Source organism: Streptomyces sp. NPDC002734 (assembly GCF_040295685.1).
GTDB lineage: Bacteria > Actinomycetota > Actinomycetes > Streptomycetales > Streptomycetaceae > Streptomyces.
In genome coordinates, this window is record NZ_JBEOVU010000026.1 from 42,918 (window position 1) to 69,323 (window position 26,406).

General features: G+C 75.4%; 28 protein-coding genes. 8 read left to right on the top strand and 20 right to left on the bottom strand.

Annotation, left to right across the window (positions count from 1 at the left end; genetic code table 11):
- Positions 1–50: 50 nt before the first annotated feature.
- The 8 genes from ABT026_RS22325 to ABT026_RS22360 form a co-directional block, all read right to left on the bottom strand.
- Complete coding sequence (locus ABT026_RS22325; RefSeq protein ID WP_351116783.1) at positions 51–908, bottom strand: universal stress protein; 858 nt, start codon at positions 906–908, stop codon at positions 51–53.
- Between the two features lie 5 nt (positions 909–913).
- Positions 914–1,936, bottom strand: coding sequence for an alcohol dehydrogenase AdhP (gene adhP / locus ABT026_RS22330; RefSeq protein ID WP_351116690.1), 1,023 nt, complete (start codon positions 1,934–1,936; stop codon positions 914–916).
- A gap of 78 nt (positions 1,937–2,014) precedes the next feature.
- Positions 2,015–2,920 carry a universal stress protein gene (locus tag ABT026_RS22335; RefSeq protein ID WP_351116691.1) on the bottom strand — a complete coding sequence of 302 codons (906 nt, stop codon included), beginning with the start codon at positions 2,918–2,920 and terminating at the stop codon, positions 2,015–2,017.
- Positions 2,921–3,069: 149 nt separating this feature from the next.
- Positions 3,070–3,708 (bottom strand): hypothetical protein, encoded by a 639-nt coding sequence (locus ABT026_RS22340; protein WP_351116693.1) that lies wholly within the window; start codon positions 3,706–3,708, stop codon positions 3,070–3,072.
- A gap of 225 nt (positions 3,709–3,933) precedes the next feature.
- On the bottom strand, positions 3,934–4,626 hold the full coding sequence (locus ABT026_RS22345) for an OsmC family protein (protein ID WP_351116695.1): 693 nt from the start codon (positions 4,624–4,626) through the stop codon (positions 3,934–3,936).
- Positions 4,627–4,779: 153 nt separating this feature from the next.
- Entirely contained in the window at positions 4,780–5,691 is a 912-nt protein-coding gene (locus tag ABT026_RS22350) for a universal stress protein (RefSeq protein ID WP_351116696.1), read from the bottom strand.
- Positions 5,692–5,844: 153 nt separating this feature from the next.
- Complete coding sequence (locus tag ABT026_RS22355; RefSeq protein WP_351116698.1) at positions 5,845–6,537, bottom strand: response regulator; 693 nt, start codon at positions 6,535–6,537, stop codon at positions 5,845–5,847.
- Positions 6,538–6,650: 113 nt separating this feature from the next.
- The gene (locus ABT026_RS22360; RefSeq protein ID WP_351116700.1) at positions 6,651–7,775 is read right to left on the bottom strand and encodes a winged helix DNA-binding domain-containing protein; all 1,125 of its coding nucleotides are present in this window, start codon (positions 7,773–7,775) and stop codon (positions 6,651–6,653) included.
- 379 nt (positions 7,776–8,154) lie between these two features.
- Here ABT026_RS22360 and ABT026_RS22365 point away from each other — a divergent pair, with 379 nt between their 5' ends.
- Positions 8,155–9,540 (top strand): cryptochrome/photolyase family protein, encoded by a 1,386-nt coding sequence (locus ABT026_RS22365; RefSeq protein ID WP_351116702.1) that lies wholly within the window; start codon positions 8,155–8,157, stop codon positions 9,538–9,540.
- 90 nt (positions 9,541–9,630) lie between these two features.
- Here ABT026_RS22365 and ABT026_RS22370 read toward each other — a convergent pair whose 3' ends face one another.
- Positions 9,631–10,686 carry a LacI family DNA-binding transcriptional regulator gene (locus ABT026_RS22370; protein ID WP_351116704.1) on the bottom strand — a complete coding sequence of 352 codons (1,056 nt, stop codon included), beginning with the start codon at positions 10,684–10,686 and terminating at the stop codon, positions 9,631–9,633.
- 307 nt (positions 10,687–10,993) lie between these two features.
- Here ABT026_RS22370 and ABT026_RS22375 point away from each other — a divergent pair, with 307 nt between their 5' ends.
- Positions 10,994–11,149: a DUF6131 family protein gene (locus ABT026_RS22375; RefSeq protein WP_351116706.1), complete on the top strand. Its 156-nt coding sequence runs from the start codon at positions 10,994–10,996 to the stop codon at positions 11,147–11,149.
- A gap of 47 nt (positions 11,150–11,196) precedes the next feature.
- Here ABT026_RS22375 and ABT026_RS22380 read toward each other — a convergent pair whose 3' ends face one another.
- The 5 genes from ABT026_RS22380 to ABT026_RS22400 all read right to left on the bottom strand — a co-directional run bounded on the left by ABT026_RS22380 (position 11,197) and on the right by ABT026_RS22400 (position 16,225).
- A complete protein-coding gene (locus tag ABT026_RS22380) occupies positions 11,197–11,880 on the bottom strand; it encodes a DAK2 domain-containing protein (protein WP_351116707.1) in 684 nt (227 codons plus the stop codon).
- 34 nt (positions 11,881–11,914) lie between these two features.
- Positions 11,915–12,913, bottom strand: coding sequence for a dihydroxyacetone kinase subunit DhaK (locus ABT026_RS22385; protein ID WP_351116709.1), 999 nt, complete (start codon positions 12,911–12,913; stop codon positions 11,915–11,917).
- A 115-nt stretch (positions 12,914–13,028) separates the two neighbouring features.
- Positions 13,029–14,678 (bottom strand): phytoene desaturase family protein, encoded by a 1,650-nt coding sequence (locus ABT026_RS22390; RefSeq protein ID WP_351116710.1) that lies wholly within the window; start codon positions 14,676–14,678, stop codon positions 13,029–13,031.
- A 10-nt stretch (positions 14,679–14,688) separates the two neighbouring features.
- On the bottom strand, positions 14,689–15,189 hold the full coding sequence (locus ABT026_RS22395) for an SRPBCC family protein (protein WP_351116713.1): 501 nt from the start codon (positions 15,187–15,189) through the stop codon (positions 14,689–14,691).
- Between the two features lie 139 nt (positions 15,190–15,328).
- Positions 15,329–16,225 carry an SDR family oxidoreductase gene (locus ABT026_RS22400; protein ID WP_351116715.1) on the bottom strand — a complete coding sequence of 299 codons (897 nt, stop codon included), beginning with the start codon at positions 16,223–16,225 and terminating at the stop codon, positions 15,329–15,331.
- A 233-nt stretch (positions 16,226–16,458) separates the two neighbouring features.
- On the opposite strand from ABT026_RS22400, the gene ABT026_RS22405 reads away from it, so the two are divergent.
- The 4 genes from ABT026_RS22405 (at position 16,459) to ABT026_RS22420 (ending at position 19,430) form a co-directional block, all read left to right on the top strand.
- Positions 16,459–17,118, top strand: a complete 660-nt coding sequence (locus ABT026_RS22405; RefSeq protein ID WP_351116716.1) for an HAD family hydrolase — start codon at positions 16,459–16,461, stop codon at positions 17,116–17,118.
- The gene (locus tag ABT026_RS22410) at positions 17,115–17,753 is read left to right on the top strand and encodes a hypothetical protein (protein WP_351116717.1); all 639 of its coding nucleotides are present in this window, start codon (positions 17,115–17,117) and stop codon (positions 17,751–17,753) included. Before ABT026_RS22405 ends, ABT026_RS22410 begins: the two co-directional genes overlap by 4 nt.
- 66 nt (positions 17,754–17,819) lie before the next feature.
- Positions 17,820–18,560 carry an SDR family NAD(P)-dependent oxidoreductase gene (locus tag ABT026_RS22415; protein ID WP_351116719.1) on the top strand — a complete coding sequence of 247 codons (741 nt, stop codon included), beginning with the start codon at positions 17,820–17,822 and terminating at the stop codon, positions 18,558–18,560.
- A gap of 54 nt (positions 18,561–18,614) precedes the next feature.
- On the top strand, positions 18,615–19,430 hold the full coding sequence (locus tag ABT026_RS22420) for a DUF2785 domain-containing protein (protein ID WP_351116721.1): 816 nt from the start codon (positions 18,615–18,617) through the stop codon (positions 19,428–19,430).
- Positions 19,431–19,514: 84 nt separating this feature from the next.
- On the opposite strand, the gene ABT026_RS22425 is transcribed toward ABT026_RS22420, so the two are convergent.
- A complete protein-coding gene (locus ABT026_RS22425; protein WP_351116722.1) occupies positions 19,515–20,441 on the bottom strand; it encodes a hypothetical protein in 927 nt (308 codons plus the stop codon).
- 333 nt (positions 20,442–20,774) lie between these two features.
- Here ABT026_RS22425 and ABT026_RS22430 point away from each other — a divergent pair, with 333 nt between their 5' ends.
- Positions 20,775–21,554, top strand: a complete 780-nt coding sequence (locus tag ABT026_RS22430) for a GNAT family N-acetyltransferase (protein WP_351116784.1) — start codon at positions 20,775–20,777, stop codon at positions 21,552–21,554.
- Between the two features lie 132 nt (positions 21,555–21,686).
- A complete protein-coding gene (locus ABT026_RS22435; protein WP_351116724.1) occupies positions 21,687–21,893 on the top strand; it encodes a hypothetical protein in 207 nt (68 codons plus the stop codon).
- A 176-nt stretch (positions 21,894–22,069) separates the two neighbouring features.
- Here ABT026_RS22435 and ABT026_RS22440 read toward each other — a convergent pair whose 3' ends face one another.
- The 5 genes from ABT026_RS22440 to ABT026_RS22460 form a co-directional block, all read right to left on the bottom strand.
- The gene (locus tag ABT026_RS22440) at positions 22,070–23,368 is read right to left on the bottom strand and encodes an MFS transporter (RefSeq protein ID WP_351116726.1); all 1,299 of its coding nucleotides are present in this window, start codon (positions 23,366–23,368) and stop codon (positions 22,070–22,072) included.
- Positions 23,365–24,039 (bottom strand): helix-turn-helix domain-containing protein, encoded by a 675-nt coding sequence (locus ABT026_RS22445; protein WP_502968027.1) that lies wholly within the window; start codon positions 24,037–24,039, stop codon positions 23,365–23,367. The genes ABT026_RS22440 and ABT026_RS22445 overlap by 4 nt, the downstream gene beginning before the upstream one ends.
- A 141-nt stretch (positions 24,040–24,180) precedes the next feature.
- Positions 24,181–24,822: a nucleotidyltransferase domain-containing protein gene (locus tag ABT026_RS22450; protein WP_351116727.1), complete on the bottom strand. Its 642-nt coding sequence runs from the start codon at positions 24,820–24,822 to the stop codon at positions 24,181–24,183.
- Positions 24,823–24,926: 104 nt separating this feature from the next.
- A complete protein-coding gene (locus ABT026_RS22455) occupies positions 24,927–25,850 on the bottom strand; it encodes an RNA polymerase sigma-70 factor (RefSeq protein WP_351116729.1) in 924 nt (307 codons plus the stop codon).
- A 35-nt stretch (positions 25,851–25,885) separates the two neighbouring features.
- Entirely contained in the window at positions 25,886–26,359 is a 474-nt protein-coding gene (locus ABT026_RS22460) for a carboxymuconolactone decarboxylase family protein (RefSeq protein WP_351116730.1), read from the bottom strand.
- Positions 26,360–26,406 lie beyond the last annotated feature (47 nt).

Sequence of the window (26,406 nt, forward strand, 5' to 3'; positions counted from 1 at the left end):
CGGCCGTGGTACGGAACGGCCGGGGTGCGAAGCGGCCGTGGGCGCGCCGGTCAGGCGTCGGGGACGACCACGACGGGGCAGTCGCCGTGCTGCAGGACCCGGTGGGCGACGCGCCCGAGATGGGGCCCGAGGTGCTTGGGGTCCCGGCGGCCGATCACCAGCAGTCCGGCCTCCTTCGAGGCGTCGAGCAGCACCTGGCCGGGCGGGCCCTCGGCGGTCCGCCGTTCCAGGTCGAGATCCGGCGGCGCGTCGGCGAGGGCGGCCTCCAGTTCGGCCGCGGCCCGCGCGGCGTGCATGTGCTCCGGATCGCCGGTGAGCAGCGGGTGGTCGAGGGGATCGTGCGAGGGGCGGCGCCAGGCGCGGACGGCGGTCAGCGGGACCCGGCGCCGGGCGGCCTCCTCGCAGGCGAAGCGCACCGCGGCGGTCGGCGCCTCGGCCACGCCCACGACGACCCGGTCGCGGCCGGGACCGGGTGCCCGGCCCTCCGGACCGCGGACCACGACGACCGGGCAGCGCGCGCGGGTGGCGACGGTCAGGCTCACCGAGCCGAGCAGGGCGTGGGCGAGGGCGCCGCGGCCCCGCGTGCCGACGACCACGGCCGAGGACCGGCGGCCCTCGCGGAGCAGGACGTACTCGGGTTCCTCGGGCACCACGTCGGTGGTGACGTCGAGGTCCGCCCGGCGGCGCCGGGCCCGTAGGGCGGCGGCGCGCAGGATGTCCTCGCCGCTCACCTCGCCGGCCGGTCCGCCGATCTCGTCGGCGAGGGCGGGACCTTCGTACCGCTCCCACCGGGAGGCGTGGACCAGCCGCAGCGGGACGCCGTGCAGGGCGGCCTCGTCGGCCGCCCAGTCGACGGCCCGCAGGCTGTGCTCGGAGCCGTCGACGCCGACGACCAGGGGCAGGCGCACGGTGCTCATCCTTCCCGGGTGAGGTCGAAGACGATGCGGGCCTTGACGTCGCCGCGCAGGACCTCATCGACGGCCTCGTTGACCGCGGCGAGCGGCCGGGTCTGGTGGACGACCCGGGTGCGGCCCGCGGCGTGCAGGCGGAAGACCTCGTCGAGGTCCTGGCGGGTGCCGACGATGGAGCCGATCACCGAGGTGCCGTTGAGGACGGTGTCGAAGATCGGGATCTCCAGGGTGCCGTGGGCCGGCAGGGCCACCATGACAAGCTTTCCGCCGCGCCGGAGCCCGGCGTTGACGGCCGCGAAGGCGGCCGGGTCCACGGCGAGGGCGAGGGCCGCGTGGGCGCCTCCGTGCCGCTTCAGTTCGGCGGCGACGTCCTGGGTGCGGGCGTCGACGACGATGTCCGCGCCCAGTTCCCGGGCGAGTGCGAGCTTGTCGTCGGTGACGTCGATCGCGACGACGGTGGCCCCGGCGATCTTCGCGTACTGCACGGCGAGGTGACCGAGGCCGCCCACCCCGGAGATCGCGACGAGCTGGGCGGGGCCGACGCCGGCGACCTTCAGCGCCTTGTAGGTGGTGACGCCCGCGCAGGTCAGCGGGGCGGCGTCGACGGCGCTGACGCCCTCGGGCACGAGTTGCGCGAAGTCGGCGCGGGCCAGCATCTTCTCGGCGTACCCGCCGTCGCAGCCGTAGCCGGTGTTGACCTGGCTCTCGCAGAGCGTCTCCCAGCCGGACAGGCAGTGCTCGCAGCGTCCGCAGGCGCTGCCCAGCCAGGGCACGGCGACCCGGTCGCCGACCGACAGGTGGGTGACGCCCTCGCCGAGCTTCTCGACCAGGCCGACGCCCTCGTGTCCGGGCACGAAGGGCGGGACCGGCCTGACCGGCCAGTCGCCGTGCGCGGCGTGGATGTCGGTGTGGCACAGTCCGGACGCCTCGACGCGGATGCGGACCTGGCCCGGGCCGGGCTCGGGGTCGGGGCGCTCCTCGATGACGAGCGGGGCGCCGAACTCCTTGACCACTGCTGCCTTCATCGTTCCCTCTTCTCTCCTCGGCCGGCCTGCTCCTCACCGGCCTTCTCCTCGCCGGCCTGCTCCTCGGCCGGCGCCGTGTCAGTCGTGGGCGACGACCGCGACGGGGGCGGTGGCGTGGTGCATGACCGCCTGGGCGACGGACCCGATGTGGGTGCCCAGCGGGTTGCGGCGGATGCGGCGGCCGACGACGACCAGCGAGGCCTCGCGGGAGGCGTCGACCAGGTGGTCGGCGGGGCTGCCGAGGCGGCACGCCTCGACGACCTCGGCCCGCGGGTACTTCTCCCGCCAGGGCCGCAGTGTCTCGGTGAGTTCGGCGGCGGCCTCGCGGGCGAGCTCGTCCCGGGGGCTGACGCCGGCCGCCAGGTCGTACACCGCGTAGGGCGGCAGGTACCAGCTGCTGCTGACGACCAGCGGGGTGTCGCGGCGCAGCGCCTCCTCGAAGGCGAACGCGATCAGCGTGCCGTCGGGGTGGCCGGCGTCGAGGCCGAGGACGACGGGCCGGAAGCGGGTCCCGGTGGACGGGGCGCCCTGGGCGTCCTCGACGTGCTCGTCGGCGGCCTTCTCCCCGGCGCGGACGAGGACGACGGGGACCTGGGCCCGGGACACCACGGCCCGGCCGACGGATCCGACCAGGAAGCCGCCGACGCCGCTGAGCGCCCGGGAGCCGAGGACCAGCAGGTCCGCGTCGCGGGCGGCGCCCAGCAGGCCCTGGGCGGAGGCGTCGTCGACGTGCTGGACGCCGACCTCCAGGCCGGGGTGACGCTCCCTCAGCCGGGAGGCGGCCTCGCGCGGTATGCGCTCGGTCCAGTGCCGGCGGGTCTCGGCGGTCACGAGCAGGCCTTCGCCCATCGGTTCCGGCATCGACTGCCGGACGTGGACCAGCTGGACGGCGGAGCCCCGCAGCCGGGCCTCGCGGGCGGCCCAGTCGGCCGCGGCGCGGCTCTCGGCCGAGCCGTCGAATCCAACGATGATCGTGCCGGTCATGGCACCCACCTCCTGGGGGTGTTCGTCACGGGCGGTGCGGGCTGTGCGGGCTGTGCGGGCTGTGCGGGTGGTACGCGCGGTGCGGGTTCGGTCGTGCGGTGGGGGGCCGGTGCGGTGGGCCCTGCCCGGTTCCACCGCACCGGCGGGGTTCAGCGCAGCCACGCGTGGTCGCGGACGACGGGGAGCCGGGCCCACAGCCGGCCGAGGCCGAGGTGTTCGCCGGCCGACGCGGCGGCGAGGGCGACCAGCACCAGCGCGTAGACGAGGTGGTAGTCGACGAAGGGATTGGTCGACATGCTCGGGGAGCCGTCGGACAGGTGCTGGGCGGGCGGCCATTCCGCCACCCACATCAGCGCCATCATCACGGTCCCGGCGAGGGCCGTGAGGCGCATCGCGACCCCGGCGGTGAGCGCGAGGCCGATGCCGAGGAGGCCCAGCATGAACAGCCGGTCGGCCCAGGCGGCGCCCGCCCAGGCGTGGAACGTGGACTCCATCGGGCCGACGGCGACGTGGCCGAGGAACCCCTCGGTGGGCGAACCGCCGTCGATCCAGCCCTTGCCGGACGGGGTGGCGTAGCCGAGGCCGAAGGTCTTGTCGAGGAAGGCCCAGAGGAAGACGAACCCCATGAGCAGGCGGGCCGCGGCAAAGGCGTAGGCCTGGGCGGTGCGGGTCTCGGTGCGCGCCGTGACGGTGGCGTCGGCGGTGCCGGCGGCCGCGGTGCTCCGGCGCCGGCGCGGGGTCGGCAGGTGCCGGCCGTTGTGCGCGGTGGTGTGCTGGTGCACGGCCATGACGGTTCCTTTCGAGGGGTGTCCGGGCGTTCCCGGACACCCCTCACTCTCCCGTGCGGCCCCGTCGCGCACCGGGTGCCGCTGGGGCCATGGCGTGGTGCTGAACGTCCCTTCCCCGCAGGGACGTTCGGCGCGGCACCCGTCGGACCGGTCCCCCGACGACAGGACGCGCCGCCCGGCGGGGCCGGGCGGCGCGGGGTCGTGCGACAGGGGCGACGGGCGGGGTCAGGCGGCCGGGGTGGACGGGTGGGTCACATCCGGACCGGTGTCCGGGGTGGGGGCCGGGGTGGGGGCCGGGTCCGGCCCGCAGTGGACGTCCAGTGTCAGGTCCGGGAGCCGCTCGAGCGTGTTGGTCACCGTGCAGTGGGAGACCACGGCGCGCATCGCGGCGAGCCGGGACGGCGGCAGGTGCGGCGCCGCCACCGTCAGGGCGAGGGTCCGCACCCGGGCCGGGCGGTCCTCCGCCATGTGGAACTCGGCCCGCACGGACAGGCCGTCCCGGGTGATGCCGTGACGGTCCAGGTAGCTGCCCGCGTAGTGCGCCGCGCAGGACGCGATCGACGCGACGAACAGCTCGACCGGGGTCGGGGCGGCGTCGGCGCCCCCGGCCTCCAGGGGCTGGTCGGCGACCAGGACGTGTCCGCGGGTCCGGATCTCCAGGGCCAGGCCCTCGCCGGGCGTGACGTCCACCCGTCCGGGCCGGCCGGTGGTGTCGCCGGAGTCGGCGGCCGCGGCCTGGGACACCATCAGTTCGGCCAGGCGCCGGGCCTCGTCGGGCGTGAGCGACACCGCCTGCCGGCCGCCGGCGCGGGGACCGGGAAAGACGTCGAGGACGACGCCCCCCTTGCCGGCGGGCAGGCCGTCCGGTGCCGTACGCGTGACGTCGACCGAGCGGCCGCCGCGTGTCCGCATCCTCATCTCGTTCTCCCGCCGGGTGCAGGGCCTGGGCGTCGGAGGGAGGCCGACGCGTCCGGCGCCGCCGTCCGGTGGCGCGGAGGGCGGCGGAACCGGGCGGTCCCGGCGGGCCGCCCGGTCGCTTCCGGTGGATCGCTGTGCGGTCGGGGCCGCCGGTCAGTCGTGCGGGACGACGGCCACCGGCGCGGCGGCGTGGTGCAGCAGCGCCTGGACGACCGGGCCGATGTGGGTGCCGACCGCCGACCGGCGGATCCTGCGGCCGACGACGACCAGCGCCGCGTCGGCCGACGCCTCGATCAGGTGGGAGCCGGCTCCGCCGACCACGGCCTGGGCGATCACCTCGACCTCGGGGAACTTCTCCCGCCAGGGCGCCAGCACCTCGGCCAGCTCCTGCGGCGCCCGCGCGGCCAGGTCCTCGCGCAGCTCGGGCATGAGGTCGCCGCCGTAGTAGTAGGGCGGAACGGTCCAGCCGTGCACGACCCGCAGGGGCGCGCCGCTGCGGGAGGCGGCCTCGAAGGCGTAGGCGATCACCTCGTCACCGGGCTTCTCCAGATCGAGGCCGAGGACGATCTCCCGGGCGGCCGGGGCTCCGGCTCCCTCGCCGGCCGGCCGCTCCCCCGCCTCCTCGCCGTGCGCGCCGGGCCGCACGACGACCACCGGCCGCTCGCTGCGGGCCAGCACCGCCTGGGAGAAGGAGCCGATCAGGAACCCGGCGATCCTGCCGAGGCCGCGCGAGCCCAGCACCAGCAGCTCGGACTCCTCCGCGGCCCGGAGCAGCGCCGTGACGGGCTGCCCGGTGAGCTCCTGGGACTCGACCCGCAGCTCGGGGTGACGGTGCGCGAGGTGGGTCCGCGCCTCGTCCAGGAGCCGTGCCGACCACTCCTGCCGCAGGTCGCTCGGCGGCAGCGGTGCGGCGAGGGTCGCGGAGACGTACACGGCAGGCTGCCAGTCGGCGGCGTTGACCAGCCGCAGGGGCAGGTCCCGCAGGAAGGCCTCGCGGGCGGCCCAGTCGGCGGCGGCAAAGCTTTCCGGCGAGCCGTCCAGGCCGACGGTGATGGTGCGGGTCATGGGGAACCTCCTTCAGGCTCCTCCGAGTCTTCGCCCCGCGCCCCTTCCCCGGCAGAGGCCGCTGGTCCCACCCCCGCGGCCGAGGGTCCCGGGCCCGGGGCCCGACGGTCCCGGCCGTCCCGGGACGGCCGGTCCCTGGTGCGGCGGGTGCGCTCAGTCGGTCCGCTGCCGCAGGCGGTCCTTCGCCTGGGTGGCGATCACGGCCGCCTGGATGCGCCGCTCGACGCCGAGCTTGGCGAGCAGCCGGGAGATGTGGTTCTTGACCGTCTTCTCCGCGAGGTACAGCCGCAGGCCGATCTGCCGGTTGGTGAGGCCCTCGCCGATGAGGGCCAGGATCTCCCGCTCCCGCTCGGTGAGCCCCGTCAGCTCGTCCTGCTGCTCCTCCTTCTCCGGTCCGCCCCGCAGGCGGGCCATCAGCCTCGCCGTGGCGCTCGGGTCGAGCAGCGACTCGCCCCGGGCCACGGCGCGCACGGCCGACACCAGGTCGGAGCCCTGGATCTGCTTCAGCACGTACCCGGAGGCGCCGGCCATGATCGAGTCGAGCAGCGCCTCCTCGTCGTCGAAGGAGGTCAGCATCAGGCAGGCCAACTCCGGCATGCGCGAACGCAGTTCACGGCACACGCTCACGCCGTCGCCGTCCGGGAGGCGTACGTCGAGCACCGCGACGTGCGGACGCAGGGCGGGTATGCGGATCAGCGCCTGCTCGGCCGTGCCGGCCTCCCCGACCACGGTGAGGTCCGGTTCGTCGTCGAGCAGGTCGTGCACGCCCCGCCGGACCACCTCGTGGTCGTCCAGCAGGAAGACCCGGATCGGCTCGTCCTGCCCGGGCCGCTCGCCGTCCGTCATGTGCTGCTCCTCTTTCCTCGGGCCGAACCGACTGGCCAGGGTACCGGCCGACCGGACATCCTCCCCGATCCGCTCCCCGACGACCACCCCCGGGCTGTCGGCCGGGTCCCCGGTCAGGCGTCGCCGGCCGCCTCGATCAGGACCTCGTCGGCGCCGGGGGCCAGGAAGGCGAGCAGGGCGGCGCCCTCCCGCTCCACCTCCTCGCGTTCCCGCGCGCCCAGCGCGGCGTAGGGGGTGACGACCAGCCGGGCGGCTCCGCGGCCCTTCTTCTCCTTGCGCCAGACGCCGCGCACGAAGCCGTCGACCAGCACGGTGCCGGGGATGACGGCGTTGCGGGTCATCAGCCGCCGCCGGTTCTCGTCGCTGATGATCCGCGACCGGTCGGCGTGCGAGAGGACCGCGTTGTCGAACTCGGCGAGGAAGCGCACCGGGGCGGGGGTGTCCGGGTCGGGGCGCGGGGCGTCGGGCACGTCGAGGAGTTCGGTCCCGTTCTCGTCCGTGAAGACCAGGAGCTCCTCCCGCAGGCCGTCCAGGGTCTGCCGCAGGCGGGTCAGGCCGGACCAGGTCTGCACGTCCGCCACCGAGGCCGGGCCGAAGGCGGCGAGGTAGCGGCGCACCAGCAGTTCCGGGTCGGGGGCCGGCGCCATAGGGCCCGACAACCAGGTCTCGGCGGTGGCGAACACCGGCTGTCCCGAGCGACCCCACAGACCGCGCGGCGGGAGCTGTACCAGGGGCACCGCGGCGCGCAGCGCGACCACCAGCAGGGAGACGTCCAGGCCGGGCCACCGCCCGGCCAGCAGCCGCGACAGCTCGGCCGAGCTGCGCGGCCGCTCGTCCAGCCAGGCCCGCCCGGTGGCCTCCAGCTCTGCGGGGTCGACGCCTTCCAGCTGCCGCCACACGCGCGGCCCGACGGCGCGCTCGATGCCGGGCCGCAGGGTGGGGCGCAGCAGCCGGCAGTCCTCGGCGGTGACCAGGTGGACGGTGCTGCGCTGCAGGGCGAGACGCACCGCGGAGCGCTCCAGCAGCAGGGTCGACAGTTCCTCGGCGTCGAAGTCGCGCATCCTGGTCCACAGGCCGACGTAGGGGGCCTGCGGGTCCTGCGCCTGAAGGCCGGCGAGGTGCTCGACGACCGCATGGGCGGACGACGGGACGCGCTCCAGGAGGAGCTGGCGGGCCAGGAAGGCCCGGTTGAGCGCCCGGCGGGACAGGGTGGCCGGTCGCATGGAGGTGAGCGCCATTCGGGTGCCGTCCTTGTCGGAGGTCGGAGGTCGGAAGTCGGAGTTCGGGGGCGGAGGTCGGGGACGGGTGGCCGGTGGCCGGGCATCGGGGTCGGGGAGCCGTGGGCGGGGAGACGGCTCGTGACCTCACGGTAGGGGCCATTGCGGACGGTTTCTGGCCTCAATGCGGCTCTCTGACCGCACTGCGCCCCCGGTGTCTCGTCTCCTGTGCCGTCGGCGCGAGGGTGCCGAGGCGGTTGCACGGGGCTGCCGAACCGTTCCGGGGCAGCCGCGCCCGGCGTGGCGTCCGGCGTCGCCCGGTGTCCGGCGCGATGCTCGGCCGGACGGGTCCGGCGGGGCCGCGCCCGTTCCACCGCCTCACCGAACCTGGAGCGACGACATGACCGTGGCGGTCGTCCTGTTCACCGCCGACCTGCGGCTGCACGACCATCCTCCGCTGGCCGCCGCCCTCGCCGCGGCCGACGAGGTGGTGCCGCTGTTCGTCCGCGACCCGGGGGTGCACGCCGTCGGGTTCGACGTCCCCAACCGCGCCGCCTTCCTCGCAGCGTGCCTGGCCGACCTCGACGCGTCCTTGCGCGGGCGCGGTGGGCGGCTGGTGCTGCGGTCCGGGCCGGTGGAACGGGAGGTCTCGGCGGTCGCCGAGGAGTGCGGGGCCGGCGAGGTGCACCTGGCCGCGGGGGTCACCGCGTACGCCCACCGGCGGGAGGAGCGGCTGCGGGAGGCGCTGCGCGGGCGGGGTGTGGAGGTGCGGACGCACGACGCGGTGATCACCGCCGTGACGCCGGGTGCGGTCACCCCGGCGCAGTCCGACCACTTCGCGGTGTTCTCGCCCTACTTCCGCCGCTGGTCCCAGGAGCGGCTGCGCGACCCGCTCCCGGCGCCGCGTGCCGTGCGGGTGCCCGAGGCGGTGCGCGGAGAGGCGATGCCTTCCCGGGACGGGCGGGAGGGGGTTTCACCGGGGCTGCTCCCCGGCGGGGAGAGCGCGGGGCGTGAGCGGCTGGACGACTGGCTGGGGGCGGGGATCGACGCCTACGACGAGGGGCAGGACGACCTGGCGGGCGACGTGACCTCCCGGCTGTCGCCGTACCTGCACTTCGGCGCGCTGTCGCCGGTGGAGCTGGTCCGGCGGGCCCGTGAGCACGGGGGCGCGGGGGCGGAGGCGTTCGTGCGGCAGTTGTGCTGGCGGGACTTCCACCACCAGGTGCTGGCGGCCCGCCCCGACGCGTCCGTGCGGGACTACCGCACCCGGGACGACCACTGGCGCGGGGAGGAGGTCGCGCACGAGGAGATCACCGCGTGGCGGGAGGGCCGCACCGGGTATCCGATGGTGGACGCGGCGATGCGGCAGCTGGTCCACGAGGGGTGGATGCACAACCGGGGGCGGCTGCTGGCGGCCAGCTTCCTGACCAAGACGCTGTACGTGGACTGGCGGATCGGCGCGCGGCACTTCCTCGACCTGCTGGTCGACGGGGACGTCGTCAACAACCAGCTGAACTGGCAGTGGGTGGCCGGCACGGGGACGGACACACGGCCGCACCGGGTACTCAACCCGGTGGTCCAGGGCAAGCGGTTCGACCCCCGCGGCGCGTACGTCCGGCGTTGGGTGCCGGAGTTGCGGGACGTGGCGGACCGGTTCGTGCACGAGCCGTGGCGGCTGCCGGAGGAGGAACGGGTGGCTCTCGGGTATCCCCCGCCGCTGGTCGACCTCGCGGACGGGCTGGCCCGGTTCCGCCACGCGCGGGGGCGGGACCAGCCCGACAACTGACCGCGCCGCCCCTGCGCCCGCCCGCCCGTGCCGCCCAATGCCGCCCGTGCCGCCCGCAGGAACGGCAGGCACGGCCCGCGCGGCGCGGGGTCAGGCGGAGGCGCGGAGGACGAGGCGGGTGGGCATGATGACGGGGGTGAAGGGGGTGCGGTCGACGGCCTCGCCGGCGGCACAGTCCGCGATGTGGTCGAGGAGGGTACGGGCCATCAGCCGCCCCAGCTCCTCCGCGTCCTGGTTGACGGTCGTCAGCGGCGGGTCCGTGGCCTCGGCGATGGCGGGAATGTCGTCGAAGCCCACCACGGCCACGTCTTCGGGCACCCTCCGCCCGCGCTCCCTCAGCACCCGCAGCGCGCCGGCCGCCATCAGGTCGGAGGCGACGAACACCGCGTCCACGTCCGGGTTCCGGTCGAGCAGACGGCGCATCGCGGCCGCGCCGCCCGCCTCGGTGAAGTCGCCCTCGACCACCATCTCCGGCGCCGCGTCGGGCAGCACGTCGCGGTAGCCGCGCAGCCGGTCCACCGCCGCGGTCTGCTCCATCGCCCCGGTGATCGTCGCGACGGCGCGGCGGCCGAGCCCCACCAGGTGCCGGACCGCCTCGCGCGCGCCACCGCGGTTGTCGGAGTTGACGTACAGGTAGCGGTCCGACTCGGCCCTGCCGAACGGCGGCCGTCGCCCGACGCACACGGCGGGCAGCGCGAGCCGGTCCGTCATGTCGGGCAGCGGGTCGTCGGCGCGCAGCGAGAGCAGCAGCGCCCCGTCGACGTGCCCGCGGCTGAGGAAGTCCTCGACCCGCGCGTAGTCCTCGGGCTCCTCGATGAAGAGCAGCACCGGGTACGAGCCCCGCTCGACGAGCTCCCGCCGGATGCCGTGCTGTTGCAGGGAGAAGTACGGGTCGACGAAGAGCCGGTGCTGCGGCTCGGTGATCACCACGGCGACCGTGTCGCTGCGCCGGGTCACCAGGCTCCTGGCGTTCTGGTTCGGCACGTAGCCGAGCTCGCGCACCACCTCACGCACCCGCCGCACGGCGTCCGGGCTCACCGCCGGCTGCCCGTTGATCACCCGGGAGACCGTGGACCGCGAGACCCCCGCCCTGCGGGCGACGGCTTCCAGCGTGGGCCGCCCCGCGGCGCTCCGGTCGGTCGTCACCTCACCACTCCCTCACGCGAACCGCACCGGTCGAAGCCTCGGCCGGCAGTGATCACACTAACCGCCGCCGAGCCCGCTCCGGGCCACTCGGGCACGGACCGTGACGCCTGTCATCCGACGTCAACAGGCCCGTCACCTGCCCGACTCGCACGGGGCGCCCTCGGCCGGCCGCCGCGCCGTGCGGCGCTGTCATGGGGACCCTCCGCGCCTGTCCGGTGACGCACCGCATCGCCTGTCGACCCGCCCTGCGTTCGCGTCGCCGTGGGAGCACACTGGAATCGGCACTACTTCCTCACTGGAGGCGATCATGATCCTCCTCGGAGTCATTCTGCTGATCATCGGCGCCATCGCCGGCCTGTCGGTCCTCTGGACGATCGGCATCATCCTCGTGGTCATCGGTGCGGCGCTGTGGATCGCGGGCGCGCTGGGCCACGCGGTGGGCGGACGCAAGCACTACTTCTGACCCGCGTTCCGTCACCACGTGTTCCGTCATCACGCCCGAGCGGGCGTTCAGCTCACCGCAGGTGACAGGTACGGCGTCAGCGCGGTGACCGTGCCGCCCGCGGAGGTGAGGAACAGCGCGATGCCGACGGCGCCCGGGTCGGGCACGTCGGTGGCGCGTTCCCGCAGGTAGGCGGCGCGGCCCAGCCGGGCCCGGAGTCCCGCGGTGTCCCGTACGCCCTGCCAGGCGGCCTCGGCGGCGCGCCGCAGGGCCACGTCCGGCGGGGTCGCGCCGTCGGCGGCGGCGAGCCTCCCGGCAGCCGGGTGGAGCGCGTCGACCAGCGTCTTGTCGCCCGGTTCCGCCTCGCCGACCCGGCGGATGGCGGCGAGGCCCTCGGCGATGCCCTCGGCCAGGGCGGGCGTCGTCAGCAGGGGCGCCTCGGCGGCCGCCGCCGTGGCGAGCGACTGCAGGAGCAGGCCGAACAGGGGGCCGCTGGTGCCGCCGACCTCGTCGAGGAAGGCGGTGGCCGCGGCCTCCAGCGGCGCCGCGGCCGGAAGCTCCCCGGCGCCGAGGGCGTCGAGCCGGAGCAGCGCGGCGCGGGTGCCCGCGTTGAGGTTGACGCCGAAGTCGCCGTCGCCGGACTGCTGGTCCAGAGCGGTCAGTTCGGGCTCGGCGGCCCGCGCGGACTCGGCGAAGCGGCGCATCCACCCGTCGGTGAAGGCGCCGTCGAACGGGACGGTGTGCGTGGTCATCGTGGGCCTCCGACGATCCGGGAAGGGGTGCTGGTCACCAGGTGAGCGCGGCGGTCCGCACGGGCGCGTCGTACCGCTCGAGCACCAGGGGGTCGGCGACCATCAGCGTGATCGAGAACCCCCGCATGTCCAACGCCGTCACGTAGTCGCCGACCAGGGAGCGCGCGAGGACCAGCCCCCGGTCGTCCAGCAGCCGGGCCAACTCCCCGAAGACGCCGTACAGCTCCAGCGGCGTAACCGCGCCCAGGCCGTTGACCAGGGCGATCACCGGGTCGCCCGGTGCCGGGGCGAGCGCCTCGAGCAGTGCCCCGGTCATCTCGGCGACCAGTTCGCGCGACGGCCCGTGGACGCGGGCCCGGTCGGCGCGCTCGCCGTGGATGCCGACGCCGAACTCCAGTTGTCCGGGGTCGAGGTCGAAGGCGGGGTGGTCGGTGCCGGGTGCGGTGTGGGCCCGCGAGGCGACCGCGAGGGTGCGGCAGCGGGCGACGAGGTCGTGGCCGAGCTTGGCGAGTTCGTCCAGGCCGAGGCCGCCGTCGGCCGCCGCGCCGAGGATCTTCTCGACCAGCACGGTGCCCCCGGTGCCGCGCCGTCCGGCGCGGATGTCCTCGGAGTCGGAGGCGAGGTCGTCGTCGACCAGCACCCGGGCGCACGGGATGCCGCGGTGGGCCAGGCGCTCGGCGGCGATACCGAAGTTGATCCGGTCGCCGGTGTAGTTCTTGACGATGTGCAGCACACCGTCCTCGCGGGCGGCCGCCACGGACGCCTCGTAGAGGGAGCGGTTGTGCGGGGAGGCGAAGATCCGGCCGGGGACGGCCGCGTCGAGCATGCCGCGTCCGACGAAACCGGCGTGCAGGGGCTCGTGGCCCGAGCCGCCGCCGGAGAGCAGCCCGACCCGGCGTCCGGGCGCGGTGTCCCGGGCCAGCAGGTAGCCGTGTTCCGTGTCGTGGGTCAGCAGGGACGCGTGGGCCCGGGCGAAGCCGGCCAGGCCGTCGGGCACCAGGTCCTCGGCGGCGTTGCCGAAGTACGCGGCCATCGTGGATCTCCCTCCTCGCGGTCCGCCCGCGGTGATCGGCCGCCACCCGCGGCCGGGCGGATCCGTAGCGGCGAGCCTGCCCGGACACGGCCGCCCCCATGCCGGGCGGGCGGCTTCACCACTCGTCCGGCACCGGCTTCGGCTCTCCCGTGCGGTCCCGGCGGGTCAGCAGCCGCTGGACACGGGCCATGCCGCCCGGAAGGCCGCCGGGCAGGCGCCCGTGCAGCGCGGCGCGGGCGGCGTTGGCCCCGGGAGCGCCGTGCACGCCGCCGCCGGGATGGGCGGCGGCGGACGCCAGGTACAGGCGCCGTACGGCTGTCTCCGGGCGGCCCGTGCCGGGGAGGGGGCGGAAGAACAGCTGCTGGTGCATGGCGGTGGTGCCGCCGTTGATGGCGCCGTCGCGCAGGTTGGCGTCCATCGACTGGAGGGTCGGCGGGGAGAGGATGCGGCGGGCCCGGATCCGGTCGCGGAAGCCGGGCGCGAAGCGTTCCACCTGGCGTTCCATGCGGTCCGCCATCCGCCGGGCCTCGTCGTCGTCCCAGGCGCCGGTGATGCCTTCGTCCCCGGCGTCGCCCCGCACGCTGTGCGGCACATGGGTGTAGGCCCACGCCGATTCTGTGCCGGCCGGGGAGCGGGTGGGGTCGGCGGTGGTCATCTGGCCGAAGATGCAGAACGGGCGGTCGGGGATCCGGCCCATGGCGAGCTGCGCGGCGAACCGGGTGAGCTCGTCCAGCCCGTCCGCGAGGTGCACCGTGCCGGCCAGGCCGGCCTCCGGGGACGACCAGGGGACGGGGCCGTCGAGGGCCCAGTCGACCTTGACGGTGCCGAAGTCCCACTGGAACCGCTTGAGGTCGTCCAGGAGTTGGGCGGGCAGGTGCTCGGGGGCGACGAGTTCGCCGTAGAGGGCCGGCACGGAGACGTCGGCGAGGACGGCCCGCCGCGCGTCGACGGTGTCCCCGGTCGCGGTGCGCACCGCGACCGCGGTGCCCTGCCGGACCACCACCTCCACCACGCGCTGCCCGCACCGCACGGCGCCGCCGCGTTCCTCCAGCCGCCGCACCAGCGCGGCGGTCAGCTGCCCGGCGCCGCCTTCGGGCACGGGGAAGCCGTAGGTCTGGCCGAGCATGGCCATCAGCCAGCCGAAGCCGCCGCTGCCGGCCGCCTCGGGCGGGAGGTCGGCGTGCAGGGCGTTGCCGGCCAGCAGCAGCCGGCCGCCCTCCTCCTGGAACTCCTCCTCCCCCAGCCGCCGCACCGGCAGCACCAGGCTGCGGGCCAGCCGCAGGCCGCCGGTGCCGCGCAGCTTCATGGCGAGCCGGGCGCCCGCCTTGACCGGCGGGAAGGGCGTGAACAGCGCGTCGAGCAGGTCGGGCCGCAGCCGGTCCCAGATGCGGTGCAGCTCGCGCCAGGACTCGCCGTCGCCCTCCGCGAAGCCCTCCAGCGAGGTGACGGTCTGCGGGAGGGTGCGGCCGAGGACGGCGCACCGTCCGTCGGTGAGCGGGTGCGCCACCACCCGGGGGGCCTGCCGCCAGCGCAGCCCGTACCGGTCGAGCCGCAGGCCTTCCACGATCGGCGAGGCGGCGGCGAGCGGGTAGAACGCGCTGAACAGGTCGTGCACGAAGTCGGGGTCGACGCCCCGGTCGTGCCGCACCGCCCCGCCCGGCTCGGGCTGCTCCTCCAGGACGACGACGCTCCAGCCGGCGTCGGCGAGCAGGTTGGCGGCGACCAGCCCGTTGGGGCCGGCGCCGATCACCACGGCATCGGGCATGTCCGTCTCCTCAGGCTCCGGCGGGCGCTGGGCTGCCGCCGCCGGCCTGTCCGCGCCGTCCGTCGGCCGTGGCGGGGCGGCGCGCCTCCTCGCAGACCTCTTCCAGGCGCCGCAGCATCTCGCGGTGCCGCAGCTGGATCAGCGCCTCCACACCCACGTTGTGGATCATTCCGCCGGCTCCGCGCAGCGGATGCTCGTCGACGACGACCAGGGTGTCGTCGCCCCAGGACCGGACGTCCAGGGCGATCCTGGCGGTGCCGAGCGGCCCCGCCTTGGCCTCGAGCTCCAGCTCCCGGCCGGGGACGCAGCGGCGCACCACGGTCTCGTTGTGCAGCCGCAGGGGGCCGAGGCGGACCTCGTAGGCGATCGCCGCGCCCACCTCGGGCCAGTTGCCGCGTACGGGCTCGGAGCGGGCGGTGCCGACCACCCAGTCCGCGTAGCGCTCGCCGTCCGCGAGGATCTCCCAGACCGCCTCGGGCGTCGCCTTGATCAACCGGTGCCGTTTGGCCATGCCGTCTCCCGCGTCCGCGTCCCGGTCGGCGCCTCGCCGCCGAAGGTCGCGGGCCGGGTGCCCCGTCGCGCCCGGACCGAACCCCGGGCGTTCGGCCGCCGCCGGGTGGCAGAAGCCCGGCGGCCGGGCGTCGGAGGGCTCAGGTGGGCCGGGGTGCGGCCGGGTGGGCGGCGCGGTCGGCGGCGCCGCCCGCGCCCAGCGGGCCGGTGGCCTCCAGCGGTCCCTCGGCCTCCAGCCGGGGCAGTTCGTACCGGGACACCGCGGTCACCACGGCGGGCATCGCCGCGCGGATCCCCTGGACGGCGCGCAGCCAGACGGGGATGTAGGTGGTGGCGCGGCGCTTCTCCACCGCGTCGCCGAGCCGCCGGGCGACGGTGGTGACCGGGTAGATCCGCCGGGCCGGCGGCGGCATGTGGCCGCGCAGCTCCCGCAGCACGGGGTACTTGTCGCCGTCCCGGATCATGTCGGTGTCGGTCCAGTTCAGGTAGCCGATGCCCACGCCCACCTTCCGGTGCGCCATCTCCGCGCGCAGCGAGTGGGCGAAGGCCTCCACACCGGCCTTGGAGGCGCAGTACGCGCTCATCATGGGCGCGGAGCCGAACGAGGCCAGCGAGGCGACCTGAAGGAAGTATCCGTGGGTGCGCAGCAGGTCGGGCAGGAACACCCGTGCGGTGATCGCGCTCCCGGTGAGGTTGACGTCGATGACGCGCCGCCACAGCGCGGGGTCGGAGTCGACGAAGGGGCCGCCCTCGGCGATCCCCGCGTTCGCCACCACCGCGGAGGGCGGTCCGAGCCTCTCCCGCACCGTGCGGGCGGCCCGGGCCATGGCTTCATCGTCGGTGACGTCCACCGCCACGGGCAGCGCCCGGGTGGGCAGTTGCGCCGCCACGGCCTCCAGGCGGGCCTGTCCGTGGCCCAGCAGCGCGATCACGGCCCCGCGCCCGGCGAGGTCCCGCGCCAGCGCGGCCCCCACTCCCCGGGCGGCTCCGGTCACCACCACGACCCGGCCCTCCAGCGGCCGGCGTCCTGCGGACATCTGCTGTCTCACCTGCGTGAACTGTCCCACGGGCCTCGCCTCCGCCGCCCGGGTCCCCAGGCGGCGACGGGTTACTCGCCCCGGCGGCGAGGCCGACCGGTCGGCCCGGGCGCCGGCGGACGGCACGGGACCCGCCCACAGTGACCCGAGATCGCCGTACCGGCACCGCTACGACGGCCCGGCGGCCATGATGTGGTGGTCCGCCGTCGACGTCCGGGTGACAGGAGACCTCCATGATCCGCGCAGCCGTCTTCGACGTCGGTGAGACGCTCGTCGGCGACGACCGGTACTGGTCGGACTGGGCCGACTGGCTCGGGGTCCGCCGCCACACCCTCTCCGCGCTCGTCGGCGCGGTCGTCGCCCGGGGCGGGCACAACCAGGACGCGCTGCCCCTGGTGCGCCCGGGCATCGACGTGGCCGCCGAGTGGCGGGCCCGCGAGGCGGCCGGCCTGGGCGAGGTGATCGACGAGTCCGACCTGTACCCGGACGTCCGGGGCGCGCTGGCCGCCCTGCGGTCCGCGGGCGTGTGGGTCGGCGTCGCCGGCAACCAGAGCAGCGGTGCGGGCCGCTGCCTGCGCGCCCTGGACCTTCCGTGCGACGCGCTGGCCGTCTCCGGCGACTGGGGGGTCGAGAAGCCCTCCCCCGCCTTCTTCGAGCGGCTCGCCGACTGGGTGCCCGCGGAGCCCGGGGAGACCGTGTACGTGGGCGACCACCCGGCCAACGACCTCCTGCCGGCACGCGAGGCGGGCTTCCGGACCGCGCACGTGCGGCGGGGCGCGTTGGGCCACTTCTGGGCCGGTACGCCGTCGGCGCGCGCGGACTGGAACGTGGACGGCCTGGACGACCTGGTGTCACACCTGACCGGCCGTCCCGCCGGGGAGGAACGCCGATGAGCCCTGCCCCCGCCTCGCGCCCTGCCCCCGCCTCGCCGCAGGCGCCGACGCCGACGCCGGCCGCCCGTCTCCGGACGCTGGTGACCCTGCCGTTCCGACGCGACACCTGGCGGCACCTGCTGTACGCGCTGCTGCTGCCGCTCGTCGCCGTCCTGGTGGTGGCGCCGCAGCCGCTGATGCGGGCCGCGGACGACAGCGGGCGTCCCGCGCTGGGCCTGCTGGTGCTGCTGGCGGCGCTCCTGGTGGCCGGGGCCGCCGGTCCCGCGTTCGAGCGCCTGCGGCTGCGCCTCTTCTTCGGCGAGCACCGGCGCCCGCGCCGCACCGGCCGGGTCCGGGGCGCCGTCCTGCTGCTCCTCGTCGACCTGGTGCTGGCGACGCTGTCGTTCGCCGCGGCCGCGGGGTGGGTGGTCGTCTCGGTCCGCAACCTGACCTATCCCCTCTGGGGCTGGGAGCCGTACCCGACCGACGCCTGGGGCGGGCCGCATCCCGCCGGAGCCGTCGCGTTGCACTTCGCGGCCGGCGTCCTGGCCTTCTTCCTCCTGCCGTGGGTGGTGGTGCGCGTCACCGGCCGGCAGCGCGCCGCCGTGCGCCGGTTCGCCGCGGACCCGGGCCCGGGTACGGACGCCGCGGTCTGACCGCGCCCGCTCTCCGCTCCCCTGCCGCCTCCGGGGCGCGCGGGCCGTCGTGGCAGGATCCGCGGCATGAGCATCGACGAAGCGGACCGCCCGGTCGCCCTGGTCACCGGGTCCACCTCGGGCATCGGGGAGGCCGTCGCGCGGCGGCTGGCAGCCGACGGGATGCGGGTGGTGGTGCACTCGCGGAGCAGCGCGGAGGCCGGGCGGGCGCTGGCCGCCGAGCTCGGCGGGGAGTACGTGCGCGCCGACCTGGAGGTCGAGGAGGAGGCCCGGGGCCTGGTCGCGACGGCGCTCGCGCGGTGCGGGCGGCTGGACGTGCTGGTGAACAACGCGGGCATCAGCTGGCCGATCCCGCACGACGACCTGGCCGCCGCGTCGCCCGCGGACTGGCGGCGGCTGATGGAGGTCAACCTGATCGCGCCGTGGGTGCTGTGCACGGAGGCTCTGCCGGCGCTGCGCGAGGCCCCGGCGGGCGGCAGCGTCGTCAACATCACCAGCCATGCCGGGGTGCGCCCCAAGGGCTCGTCGGTGCCGTACGCGGCGAGCAAGGCGGCGCTCAACCACGTGACCCGGCTGCTGGCGGCCGCGCTGGGCCCCCAGGTGCGGGTCAACGCGGTCGCGCCGGGGCTGGTGGACACCCCGATGACCAGGGACTGGGCACAGGCGCACGAGCTGTGGCGGGAGCGCGCGCCGATGCGGAGGCCCGCCGGGCCCGAGGACGTGGCCGCCCTGGTCGCGTCGGTGATCGACAACGCGTACCTCACCGGTGAGGTGATCGTCCTCGACGGCGGCCTGAACCTCACCTGAGCCGCCGCTGCTGTGACCGTTCACCCGGCGCGGGCGCTGTGCCAGGGTGGGCCGATGACCACTGCCCCTCTCGACTGGCCGTCGATCGCGGCCGGCGGATTCCCCGTACCCGAGGCCGTCCCGGCGTCCCGGCTCGCCGGTGAACTGTCGGCGATGCTGGTCTCGTCCGACCCGGTGGTCCGCGACGACCACGCCTGCACGGCGGCCGCCCGCTGGATCCGGGAAGGGGTTCTCGACGACGTCCTCGAGGAGCTCGGCGACCGCGCCGCCGAACGGTTCGCGCACCCGGAGGTGCAGGCGCGGGCCTTCGCTCCGCTGCTCCTGAGCTGCGTGCTGACCCGTTCCGCCGCCGTTGGCGGCCTGGTGACCGATGCGGCCGCGGAGCGCTGGTACGCCGCCTTCAGCGCCTGGTACCCGGCGGAGGAGGACACCCGGGGCTGGGACGACGCCCTGGGCTGGCTGCACGCGGTGGCTCACGGCGCGGACGCGGCCGCCGCGTTCGCGAAGGCGTTGCCCGGCCGCCGCACCGAGTTGCTGGAGCTCTGCGCCCGCCGGATGACCGCTCCCGGGGCGCACCGCTACGAGCAGTTGGAGGACGCACGGCTGGCCCGGGCGCTCACCCGGGTCCTCCAGGCCCCGGGCCTGGACGCCGCCGGGGCGACCGCATGGCTGGCCGTGGTGGCGGACGCCCTGGAGGGCGGCGGCCCGGGGCCGGTGCCGGTCTGGGCGTTCAACACCTTCGCCACGCTGCAGTCGCTCCACCTGCACCTGACCCGCGGCATCGCCGGCGAGGAGGCTCCGCCGCACGCGGAGGCCGTGGCGGCGCGCGTCGTCGACCTGCTCCGGCTCCCCTGTCACTGGCTCGCCTGACGGCGGCGCGGCCGGCCCGCCCCGACGTCGCTCGTGCCGGGGCAGGTCCCTGACGGCCGGCTGCCGGATCCCGGCCGGGGGCGGTCACTTGCCGTCCCACGCCCCGCCCGTCGTCTCCCGGACGACCCGGCGCCACCCCTCGGTTCCGCCGGGCAGCGGCCAGGCCCAGGTGGGGCGGGTCCCCGTGCGCAGGTCCTCGAGCCGGCGGGCCAGGACCGGGCCCGCGCTCCCGGCGCCGTCGGGGACCACGTCGCCGTGGCGGGCGCGGAGCGCGGCGAACCGCGCCAGTTCGGCCTCGTACCGGTCCACGGCCCGCCGGGTGCCCGCGGCCACCTCGTCCCCCGGGGCCGTGCGCACCAGGTGCAGCAGCGGCGGATCAACGGATTCGGCGAGGGCGGCGGCGAGCCGGGCATGACCGTCGAGGACGACGTGGCAGTACAGACCGCTGACCCGCCACAGCAGGACGGGCGGGAGGACGCCCTCGCGGGCCTGCTTGCGGTACGCCTTGACCCGGGCGTCGTCCTGGCCGGGCAGCGGGCGCAGCGGGAGGAGGGCCCACTCGCCGTTGAGGAAGAACCAGTCGACGTATCCGTCGGGATGGCCCTCGACGATCGTCTCGCCCCAGTACTCATCCGGCGGCTCGGCTCCTCGGTCCCAGGGCGGCGGGCCCTGCGGCGTCAGCAGCCATCGCCCGTCGTGCAGCGGGCCGCCCGGCGTCGCGGCCAGGCAGTCCGCGAAGCGGTGCGCCCAGCGGTCCGGCCGCCCGGCCAGCTCGCGCGCGGTGTCGGCACGCCAGGGCGGGAGGACGGAACGGTAGGCGTCGGTGCGCCAGAACCCGACCTCGCAGTGGTCGCCGCTGACGGCGGCGAGGAGGACGGGCCGCGTCTCCTGGGTGAGCAGCATCCGCCCGTCACCGGCGGACAGGCACAGCCCGGGGCGCGGCCGGCCCTCCGCCTCCAGGGCCAGGCCGGTCCAGGTCCCGTCGTCGGCCACGCGGTCCGTGCGTCTCATGCCGGGCACCCTATGCGGGCGCCCCGGTCGCTCACCTGGATATATCGCTTGCCCGCCGCCAGCGGGCGTGCCAAGGTGGACGTCGTCCGCGATCACGCGGACCACACTCACGGTGAGGAACGAAGTCCATGGTTGCGGCGCCCCTCAGCGGCCGCCGTCGGCACTGAGCACCCGCTTCACGCGGCCTCGGTCTGCCACGCCGTCTCCCACGGCGGCCCCACGTATCGGTGCCTTCGCGCACCGCGACTCCGCCGCGCCTCGATCCGTCGCGCCCGTCACCGGGTTCGTCGTCGGCGCGGAACCAGCTGAGACTTCGTGAGGTCGATCACCACCATGGACAACCAGGTCCAGAGCTTTGCCGTAGCCAATCTCCGCCGCCGTCCCGAGGTCGTCGAGACCGGGGGTTTCGTCGCGGGCTTCATGCCCGGCACGGACAGCCCGTACCTCAACTACGCGACCCCGCTGCCCGGCGCGGAACCGACCGGGCGCGACGTCGCGTCGCTGACCGCCCTCTTCCAGGAGCGCGGCCTGCTGCCCCGGCTGGAGTTCGCGCCGCAGGCCGCGCCCGCCGTCGAACCCGCCCTGCGCGCCGCCGGGTTCGGCACCGAGGCGGTGCACGAGTACCTCGTGTGCACGCCCGGCACGCTGGTCCTCCCCACGACGGCCGGCTCCCCGCGCGTGGAGACGCCCGCCACCGACGAGGAGTTCGGGCAGCTCGACGCCGCGCTGTCCGAGGCGTTCGGCGGGCTGTTCGGGTCCTCGAAGGAGGGCGCCGAGCGTCTGCGGAACACCGAACGCAACGGCGGCGCCGTGCGCTTCGTCCGCGAACCCGGGACCGGGGTCCTCGGCGGGGCGTCCTGCTCCGCACCGGCGGAGGGCACGGCCGAGCTGTCCGGCGTCGGCACCCGCCCGGCCTTCCGCGGCCGCGGTGTCGCCGCCGCGGTGACCGCCGCGGTGGCGGAGGCGATGTTCGGCCGGGGCGCGGGGTCCGTCTGGCTGGAGTACTCGGGCGAGGGGTCCCGCCGCGTCTACGAGCGGGCCGGCTTCCGCCCGCAGGGCACCCGCCTGTACCTCTCCCTGCCGCCCACCCCGGAGCAGGCCGAACTCCTCTGACGGAACGACCCGGTCCGGGGGCCCCGCCCGCGCCCCCCGGGCCCGCCGCATAGGGTGTCGCCGGACCTCGGCAGGAGGACCCGGGCCTCGGCAGGAGACCCCGGGCGCCGGGCCGGCGACGAGGAGGCGGCGATGACGGTGGTGCGGGCGGCGGCGGTGGTGCTGCTCACCTGGGTGGTGCTGTTCCTGCTCGTGGCCGCGCCGTCGCTGCTGCCGCCCCGGTGGCAGTACTACGTGTACTCACCGGCGAGCGTGGGCCTGTGGATGCTCTCCCTGCTGGTCGCCCCCTTCGTCACCTGCGCCGTCGCGTGGCGGTGGATCGGGTCGGGCCGCCGATGAGCACCACCGGCACCACCCCCACGGCACCGGCCCGTCTGACCCTCCGCGTCTGCGTGCCGCCCCTCAAAAAACCGGGTCGGCGAAGTGTGCGGCGGTTCCCGTAAGTTCGCCGATGCCCTCGGATACCCCTGGCCGGGGCGGTGACCCCGCGACCGCCGCGACCGCCGCGGGTGTCCTCACCCTCCCTGCCGCTCCAGGGGGCGGCGCGTCGGCCCGGGTTCCGGGCGGGGCGCCGTCGGCAGGTCGCGGGTGCGGCCGACGGGTGAGAAGAGCAGGACGAGCGCGGCCAGCGGCACACCGGCCGTGGTGATCCACAGGGCGGTGCGCAGGTCGAGGACGGTGCCCAGCCAGCCGCCGAGCAGGGCGCCCACCGGCAGCGTCCCGAAGTTGAGGAACGCGGTGCTCGCGGTGAGCCGGCCGAGGAGGCGGGGCGGGCAGTAACGCTGCTGGAAGCTCGCCTTGACGACGTTTCCGGCCACCACGCCCGCCGAGACGCAGAAGCCGCCCACGACGAAGAGCGCCAGCCCCGCTCCGGCGTGGGTGGCCGGGACGAGCAACACGAGCCCCGCGAGCCCCAGTTCGAAGACCAGCATGGCGCGGGCGGTGCCGATGCGGGCGGCGATCCGGCGGGCGACGAACGCGCCCGCGACGCCTCCCGCGCTGGTGGCGGCGATGAGTCCGCCGACCGCTCCCGGCGCCAGGCCCACGGTGTCGACCAGGAAGACGACCTGGATCGTCTGGTAGCCCATCAGGGCGAGGTTGGAGGTGGCGCCGAAGAGGGTGAGACTGCGAAGCCACCGGTCGCCGGCGACCAGCCGTAACCCCTCTCCGACCTCGTGCAGCAGTGCCTTCGGCCGGGCGGCCGCCTGCTCGGGGCGGGGTTCGCGGTGCCGGATGCCGGCCAGGCACAGCAGCGACACGAGGAAGGTCGCCGCGTTGGCGAACATCGCGTTGACCGCGCCCGCCACCTGCCCGATCAGACCGGCCGAGCCCAGCCCCGCGATCTGCGCGGCGGACGCGCTGCCGTGCAGCTTCGCGTTGCCCTCGGGCTGGTCCTCCGGGTCGAGGATGCTGGGAAGGTAGGCGCTGTAGGCGGTCTGGAAGAAGACGGCGGCGGTGCCCGTCAGCAGCGCGACGACGATCAGCAGCCCGATGCTCAGCAAGCCGGCCCACGCCGCGAGCGGGACCGCCAGGAAGAGCAGGAAGGACACCGCGGCGGCCGTCAGCATGACCGGCCTGCGCCGCATCCGGTCGACCCACGCTCCGACCGGCAGACCGATGACCAGCCACGGCAGCCAGGCGGAGGCGCCGAGCAGCCCGACCTCGAAGGCGCCGGCCTCCAGGGTCGAGACGGCCACCAGGGGCATCGCCACGGAGGTGACGGACGAGCCGAACTTGCCGGCCGTCTCACCGCACCACAGCAGTCGGAAGTCGCGGTGCCGCCGCAGCAGGCCGGGACCTGCCGCCCGGCTCACGCCGTGCCCCGCTCTTTGCGCGGGAACGACTGGAGCTGCACGACGACGGGCAGCGCGCCGGGCTCCGGCCGCTCGCCCGGAGCGGTGGCGTGGCGGGCGATCACTTCCAGCAACTCGGCGTTCATCGCCGTCAGTTGCTGCGCCGTCAGCCGCAGGTCCCGCCGGTCGGAGAGGGTGCCGGCCCGTTGCCACTCCTCGTCCCAGCTCTCGCTCAGGTAGGTGGTGACCCGGTTGAAGTACTGCTGCACGATCTCGTGCAGGTACACGGAGAGCGCGCCCCGGGTGGCGGGGTCGTCACGGAACTCCGCGGTCTCCAGCACCTTGGTCTCGTCGACGACCTTCCACCAGCGTTCCCGCTTGGTGCCGCGGCCGGCCTCCTCCTCGATGAAGCCGTGCTCGGCGAGGTGCCTCAGGTGCCAGCTCACGGTGCCGGTGTTCTCCCCGAGCCGCGCCGCCAGGGCGGTGCCGGTGGCAGGACCGTCGAGGGTCAGCAACTCGAGGATGCTCATCCGCAGGGGGTGCGCCAGGCCGCGCAGGCTGCGCGCGTCGAGGCGGCGTACGGGTTTGCCCGGGGCGGGCTGCGGAGTGTCGCCCGCGGAATCGCGCGAGGCCGAAGCGGTCGCGTCGCCGCTCTTGTCGCCGCCCATGTCGTCGCTCACGTCGTCGCTCATGCAGCGAAGGTAACGTGCAGAGGGTCCTCTGCAAACAGTTCTCTGCATCATGGCCGAGATGCGCTGCCCCTCGGCGGGAACCGGCCAACCCGATCGCCGTCACCGGGGTCGACGGCCCGTCAACCACCGTGTGTGCGTGCGCTACAGGGCGGTGATCCAGGGGTGTCCCGGGTGGGCGCGGGCGAGCAGCGCGGCCAGGTGCGCGCGCCTGGTGGCGGTCAGGTGCGGGACGGTCGCCTCGAAGTCGGCCTGGTCCTTCGGGCGGGTGTGCCCGGCCTTGAACAGCAGGACCAGTTCGGGCGCCAGGTACGGAATGCCGTCCGGGGTGCGGTGGACGACGTCGGCGTAGGGAAGCCGGATGCGCTCGTCGCGCCGGTAGATCCACGTGTCGCCGTCGTGCGGTTCGCGGAACACGTCGAGCAGGTAGTCGCCGGTGGCCGGTTCGCGAAGCCACGTCTGGTGCACGGCGGCCAGCGCCTCGGGCGGGGCGCCCTCCCAGACGCGGCCGCCGCCCACCGCGTCGAAGACGTGGCCGGGGAAGCGGCGGCGGACTTCGGGGAAGCCGGCCGCCGGGATCGCGATCTCGATGTCTCCGTGATCACGCGTCCGCTCGCCACGGAACAGGTCCAGCGCCCACCCCGCGGCCACGCACCAGGGCGTGCCGATCCCAGCCAGCCGCCGCGCGACCTCCCAGGGGGTCCAGCAGGACGACCATCTGGCGTGCAGGGCCTCGATCTCGTGCGGTGACAACTCGGCGCCCCCGCTGGGCAGCTGATCCTCCACCGTTGGAATCTAGCAGCGGAGCCGAGGGCAGCCCGATGGAAGCGCCGGCACCGCACCGGCCCCTCACCGGGCCCGCGCTCACCCGGGCCGTGCACCCGGGCTGGTCACCTGGGCCGACCGAGGGTCTGCTTCACCTCCCGGTGCAGGGCCCACGCGTCGGCGACGGGGCCGAGGTGGCGGAGCTTGTCCGGGTTGATCACGCAGCGGATCGCCTGGATCCGCCCGTCGAGGATGTCGAGGACCAGTGTGTGCAGGACCCTGCCGTCGCGGTCCCGGAAGACCGCGCCCGCCTGCCCGTTGATCTCGTGTTCCTCACCGGTGATCCCGGCCTCGGCCATCGTCGGGTACACGGAGGCGAAGAGGCGTGCCACCCGGTCCGCCCCGACGACGGCCCTGGCGAGCTGCGGCGCCTTGCCGCCGCCGTCCCCGAGCGACTGGACGTCTGCCGAGAGCAGGACCCGCAGCCCGTCCACGTCCCCCTGGGACAGGGCCTCGAAGAACCGCGCAGCGAGCGCCTGCCGTTCCCGGCGGTCGGCCTCGAAGCGGGGGCGGCCCTCGTTCATGTGCCGGCGCGCCCGCACCAGCAGCTGCCGGCACGCCGCCTCCGAGCGGCCCACCGCCTCCGCGATCTCGCCGAACCCGAACGCGAACACCTCCCGCAGCACGAACACCGACCGCTCCAGCGGGGTGAGCCGCTCCAGGAGCAGCAACGCGGCCATGGACACCGAGTCGGACAGCTCCGCCGCGCGTTCCGGGTCCTCGTAGGGGTCGTTCAGCAGCGGCTCGGGCAGCCACGGCCCCACGTACTCCTCGCGCCGCACCCGGGCCGAGCGCAGCACGTCGATGGCGAGCCGGGTCACCGTGGTCGACAGGTACGCCTTGACCGAGTCGGGGCGGGTGGCGGAGGCGTCGTAGCGGAGCCAGGTCTCCTGGACCGCGTCCTCCGCCTCCCCCACGCTGCCGAGGATCCGGTAGGCGATCGAGAACAGCAGGGGCCGCAGTTCCTCGAACTCCTCGACCTTGTTCACGGGTGCTCTCCTCGCGGGGTCGGCGGACGGGACACTCAGTGGAACTGACCGGCCTGGTAGTCGCCGCCGGGCTGCCGGGCGATGATGTTCAGCCGGTTCGCCGTGTTCATGAACGCGACCAGCAGGACCAGCGCGGCGAGCTGGTCCTCGTCGTAGTGGCGGGCGGCGCGCTCCCAGACCTCGTCGCTGACCCCCTCGCCCGCGTCGGCGACCCGGGTGCCCTGTTCCGCGAGTGCCAGGGCGGCCCGCTCGGCCTCGGTGAAGACGGTCGCCTCCCGCCAGGCCGCCACCAGGTGCAGCCGCGGCGCCGTCTCGCCCGCCGCCTCCGCCTCCTTGGTGTGCATGTCGATGCAGGCGGCGCACCCGTTGATCTGGCTGACCCGCAGGGACACCAGCTCCTGCGTGGCCGCGGGCAACGCCGACTCCTTGAGGATCCTCCCCACGGCCATGAACTGCTTGAGCGCCTTCCCGGCGGTGGGGCTCGCGAAGTAGTTGAGCCGTGCGTCCATGGTGTGCTCCTTCGTCCTGGCGGCTGCGTTCCTTCATCCCCTGGGAC

What these genes read in the sequence shown, in the direction of transcription:
- adhP (WP_351116690.1), bottom strand. Translation starts at nt 1,936, where the DNA reads ATGAAGGCAGCAGTGGTCAAGGAGTTCGGCGCCCCGCTCGTCATCGAG.
- ABT026_RS22335 (WP_351116691.1), bottom strand. Translation starts at nt 2,920, where the DNA reads ATGACCGGCACGATCATCGTTGGATTCGACGGCTCGGCCGAGAGCCGC.
- ABT026_RS22340 (WP_351116693.1), bottom strand. Translation starts at nt 3,708, where the DNA reads ATGGCCGTGCACCAGCACACCACCGCGCACAACGGCCGGCACCTGCCG.
- ABT026_RS22345 (WP_351116695.1), bottom strand. Translation starts at nt 4,626, where the DNA reads ATGAGGATGCGGACACGCGGCGGCCGCTCGGTCGACGTCACGCGTACG.
- ABT026_RS22350 (WP_351116696.1), bottom strand. Translation starts at nt 5,691, where the DNA reads ATGACCCGCACCATCACCGTCGGCCTGGACGGCTCGCCGGAAAGCTTT.
- ABT026_RS22355 (WP_351116698.1), bottom strand. Translation starts at nt 6,537, where the DNA reads ATGACGGACGGCGAGCGGCCCGGGCAGGACGAGCCGATCCGGGTCTTC.
- ABT026_RS22360 (WP_351116700.1), bottom strand. Translation starts at nt 7,775, where the DNA reads ATGGCGCTCACCTCCATGCGACCGGCCACCCTGTCCCGCCGGGCGCTC.
- ABT026_RS22365 (WP_351116702.1), top strand. Translation starts at nt 8,155, where the DNA reads ATGACCGTGGCGGTCGTCCTGTTCACCGCCGACCTGCGGCTGCACGAC.
- ABT026_RS22375 (WP_351116706.1), top strand. Translation starts at nt 10,994, where the DNA reads ATGATCCTCCTCGGAGTCATTCTGCTGATCATCGGCGCCATCGCCGGC.
- ABT026_RS22380 (WP_351116707.1), bottom strand. Translation starts at nt 11,880, where the DNA reads ATGACCACGCACACCGTCCCGTTCGACGGCGCCTTCACCGACGGGTGG.
- ABT026_RS22385 (WP_351116709.1), bottom strand. Translation starts at nt 12,913, where the DNA reads ATGGCCGCGTACTTCGGCAACGCCGCCGAGGACCTGGTGCCCGACGGC.
- ABT026_RS22390 (WP_351116710.1), bottom strand. Translation starts at nt 14,678, where the DNA reads ATGCCCGATGCCGTGGTGATCGGCGCCGGCCCCAACGGGCTGGTCGCC.
- ABT026_RS22395 (WP_351116713.1), bottom strand. Translation starts at nt 15,189, where the DNA reads ATGGCCAAACGGCACCGGTTGATCAAGGCGACGCCCGAGGCGGTCTGG.
- ABT026_RS22400 (WP_351116715.1), bottom strand. Translation starts at nt 16,225, where the DNA reads ATGTCCGCAGGACGCCGGCCGCTGGAGGGCCGGGTCGTGGTGGTGACC.
- ABT026_RS22405 (WP_351116716.1), top strand. Translation starts at nt 16,459, where the DNA reads ATGATCCGCGCAGCCGTCTTCGACGTCGGTGAGACGCTCGTCGGCGAC.
- ABT026_RS22410 (WP_351116717.1), top strand. Translation starts at nt 17,115, where the DNA reads ATGAGCCCTGCCCCCGCCTCGCGCCCTGCCCCCGCCTCGCCGCAGGCG.
- ABT026_RS22415 (WP_351116719.1), top strand. Translation starts at nt 17,820, where the DNA reads ATGAGCATCGACGAAGCGGACCGCCCGGTCGCCCTGGTCACCGGGTCC.
- ABT026_RS22420 (WP_351116721.1), top strand. Translation starts at nt 18,615, where the DNA reads ATGACCACTGCCCCTCTCGACTGGCCGTCGATCGCGGCCGGCGGATTC.
- ABT026_RS22425 (WP_351116722.1), bottom strand. Translation starts at nt 20,441, where the DNA reads ATGAGACGCACGGACCGCGTGGCCGACGACGGGACCTGGACCGGCCTG.
- ABT026_RS22430 (WP_351116784.1), top strand. Translation starts at nt 20,775, where the DNA reads ATGGACAACCAGGTCCAGAGCTTTGCCGTAGCCAATCTCCGCCGCCGT.
- ABT026_RS22435 (WP_351116724.1), top strand. Translation starts at nt 21,687, where the DNA reads ATGACGGTGGTGCGGGCGGCGGCGGTGGTGCTGCTCACCTGGGTGGTG.
- ABT026_RS22445 (WP_502968027.1), bottom strand. Translation starts at nt 24,039, where the DNA reads ATGAGCGACGACGTGAGCGACGACATGGGCGGCGACAAGAGCGGCGAC.
- ABT026_RS22460 (WP_351116730.1), bottom strand. Translation starts at nt 26,359, where the DNA reads ATGGACGCACGGCTCAACTACTTCGCGAGCCCCACCGCCGGGAAGGCG.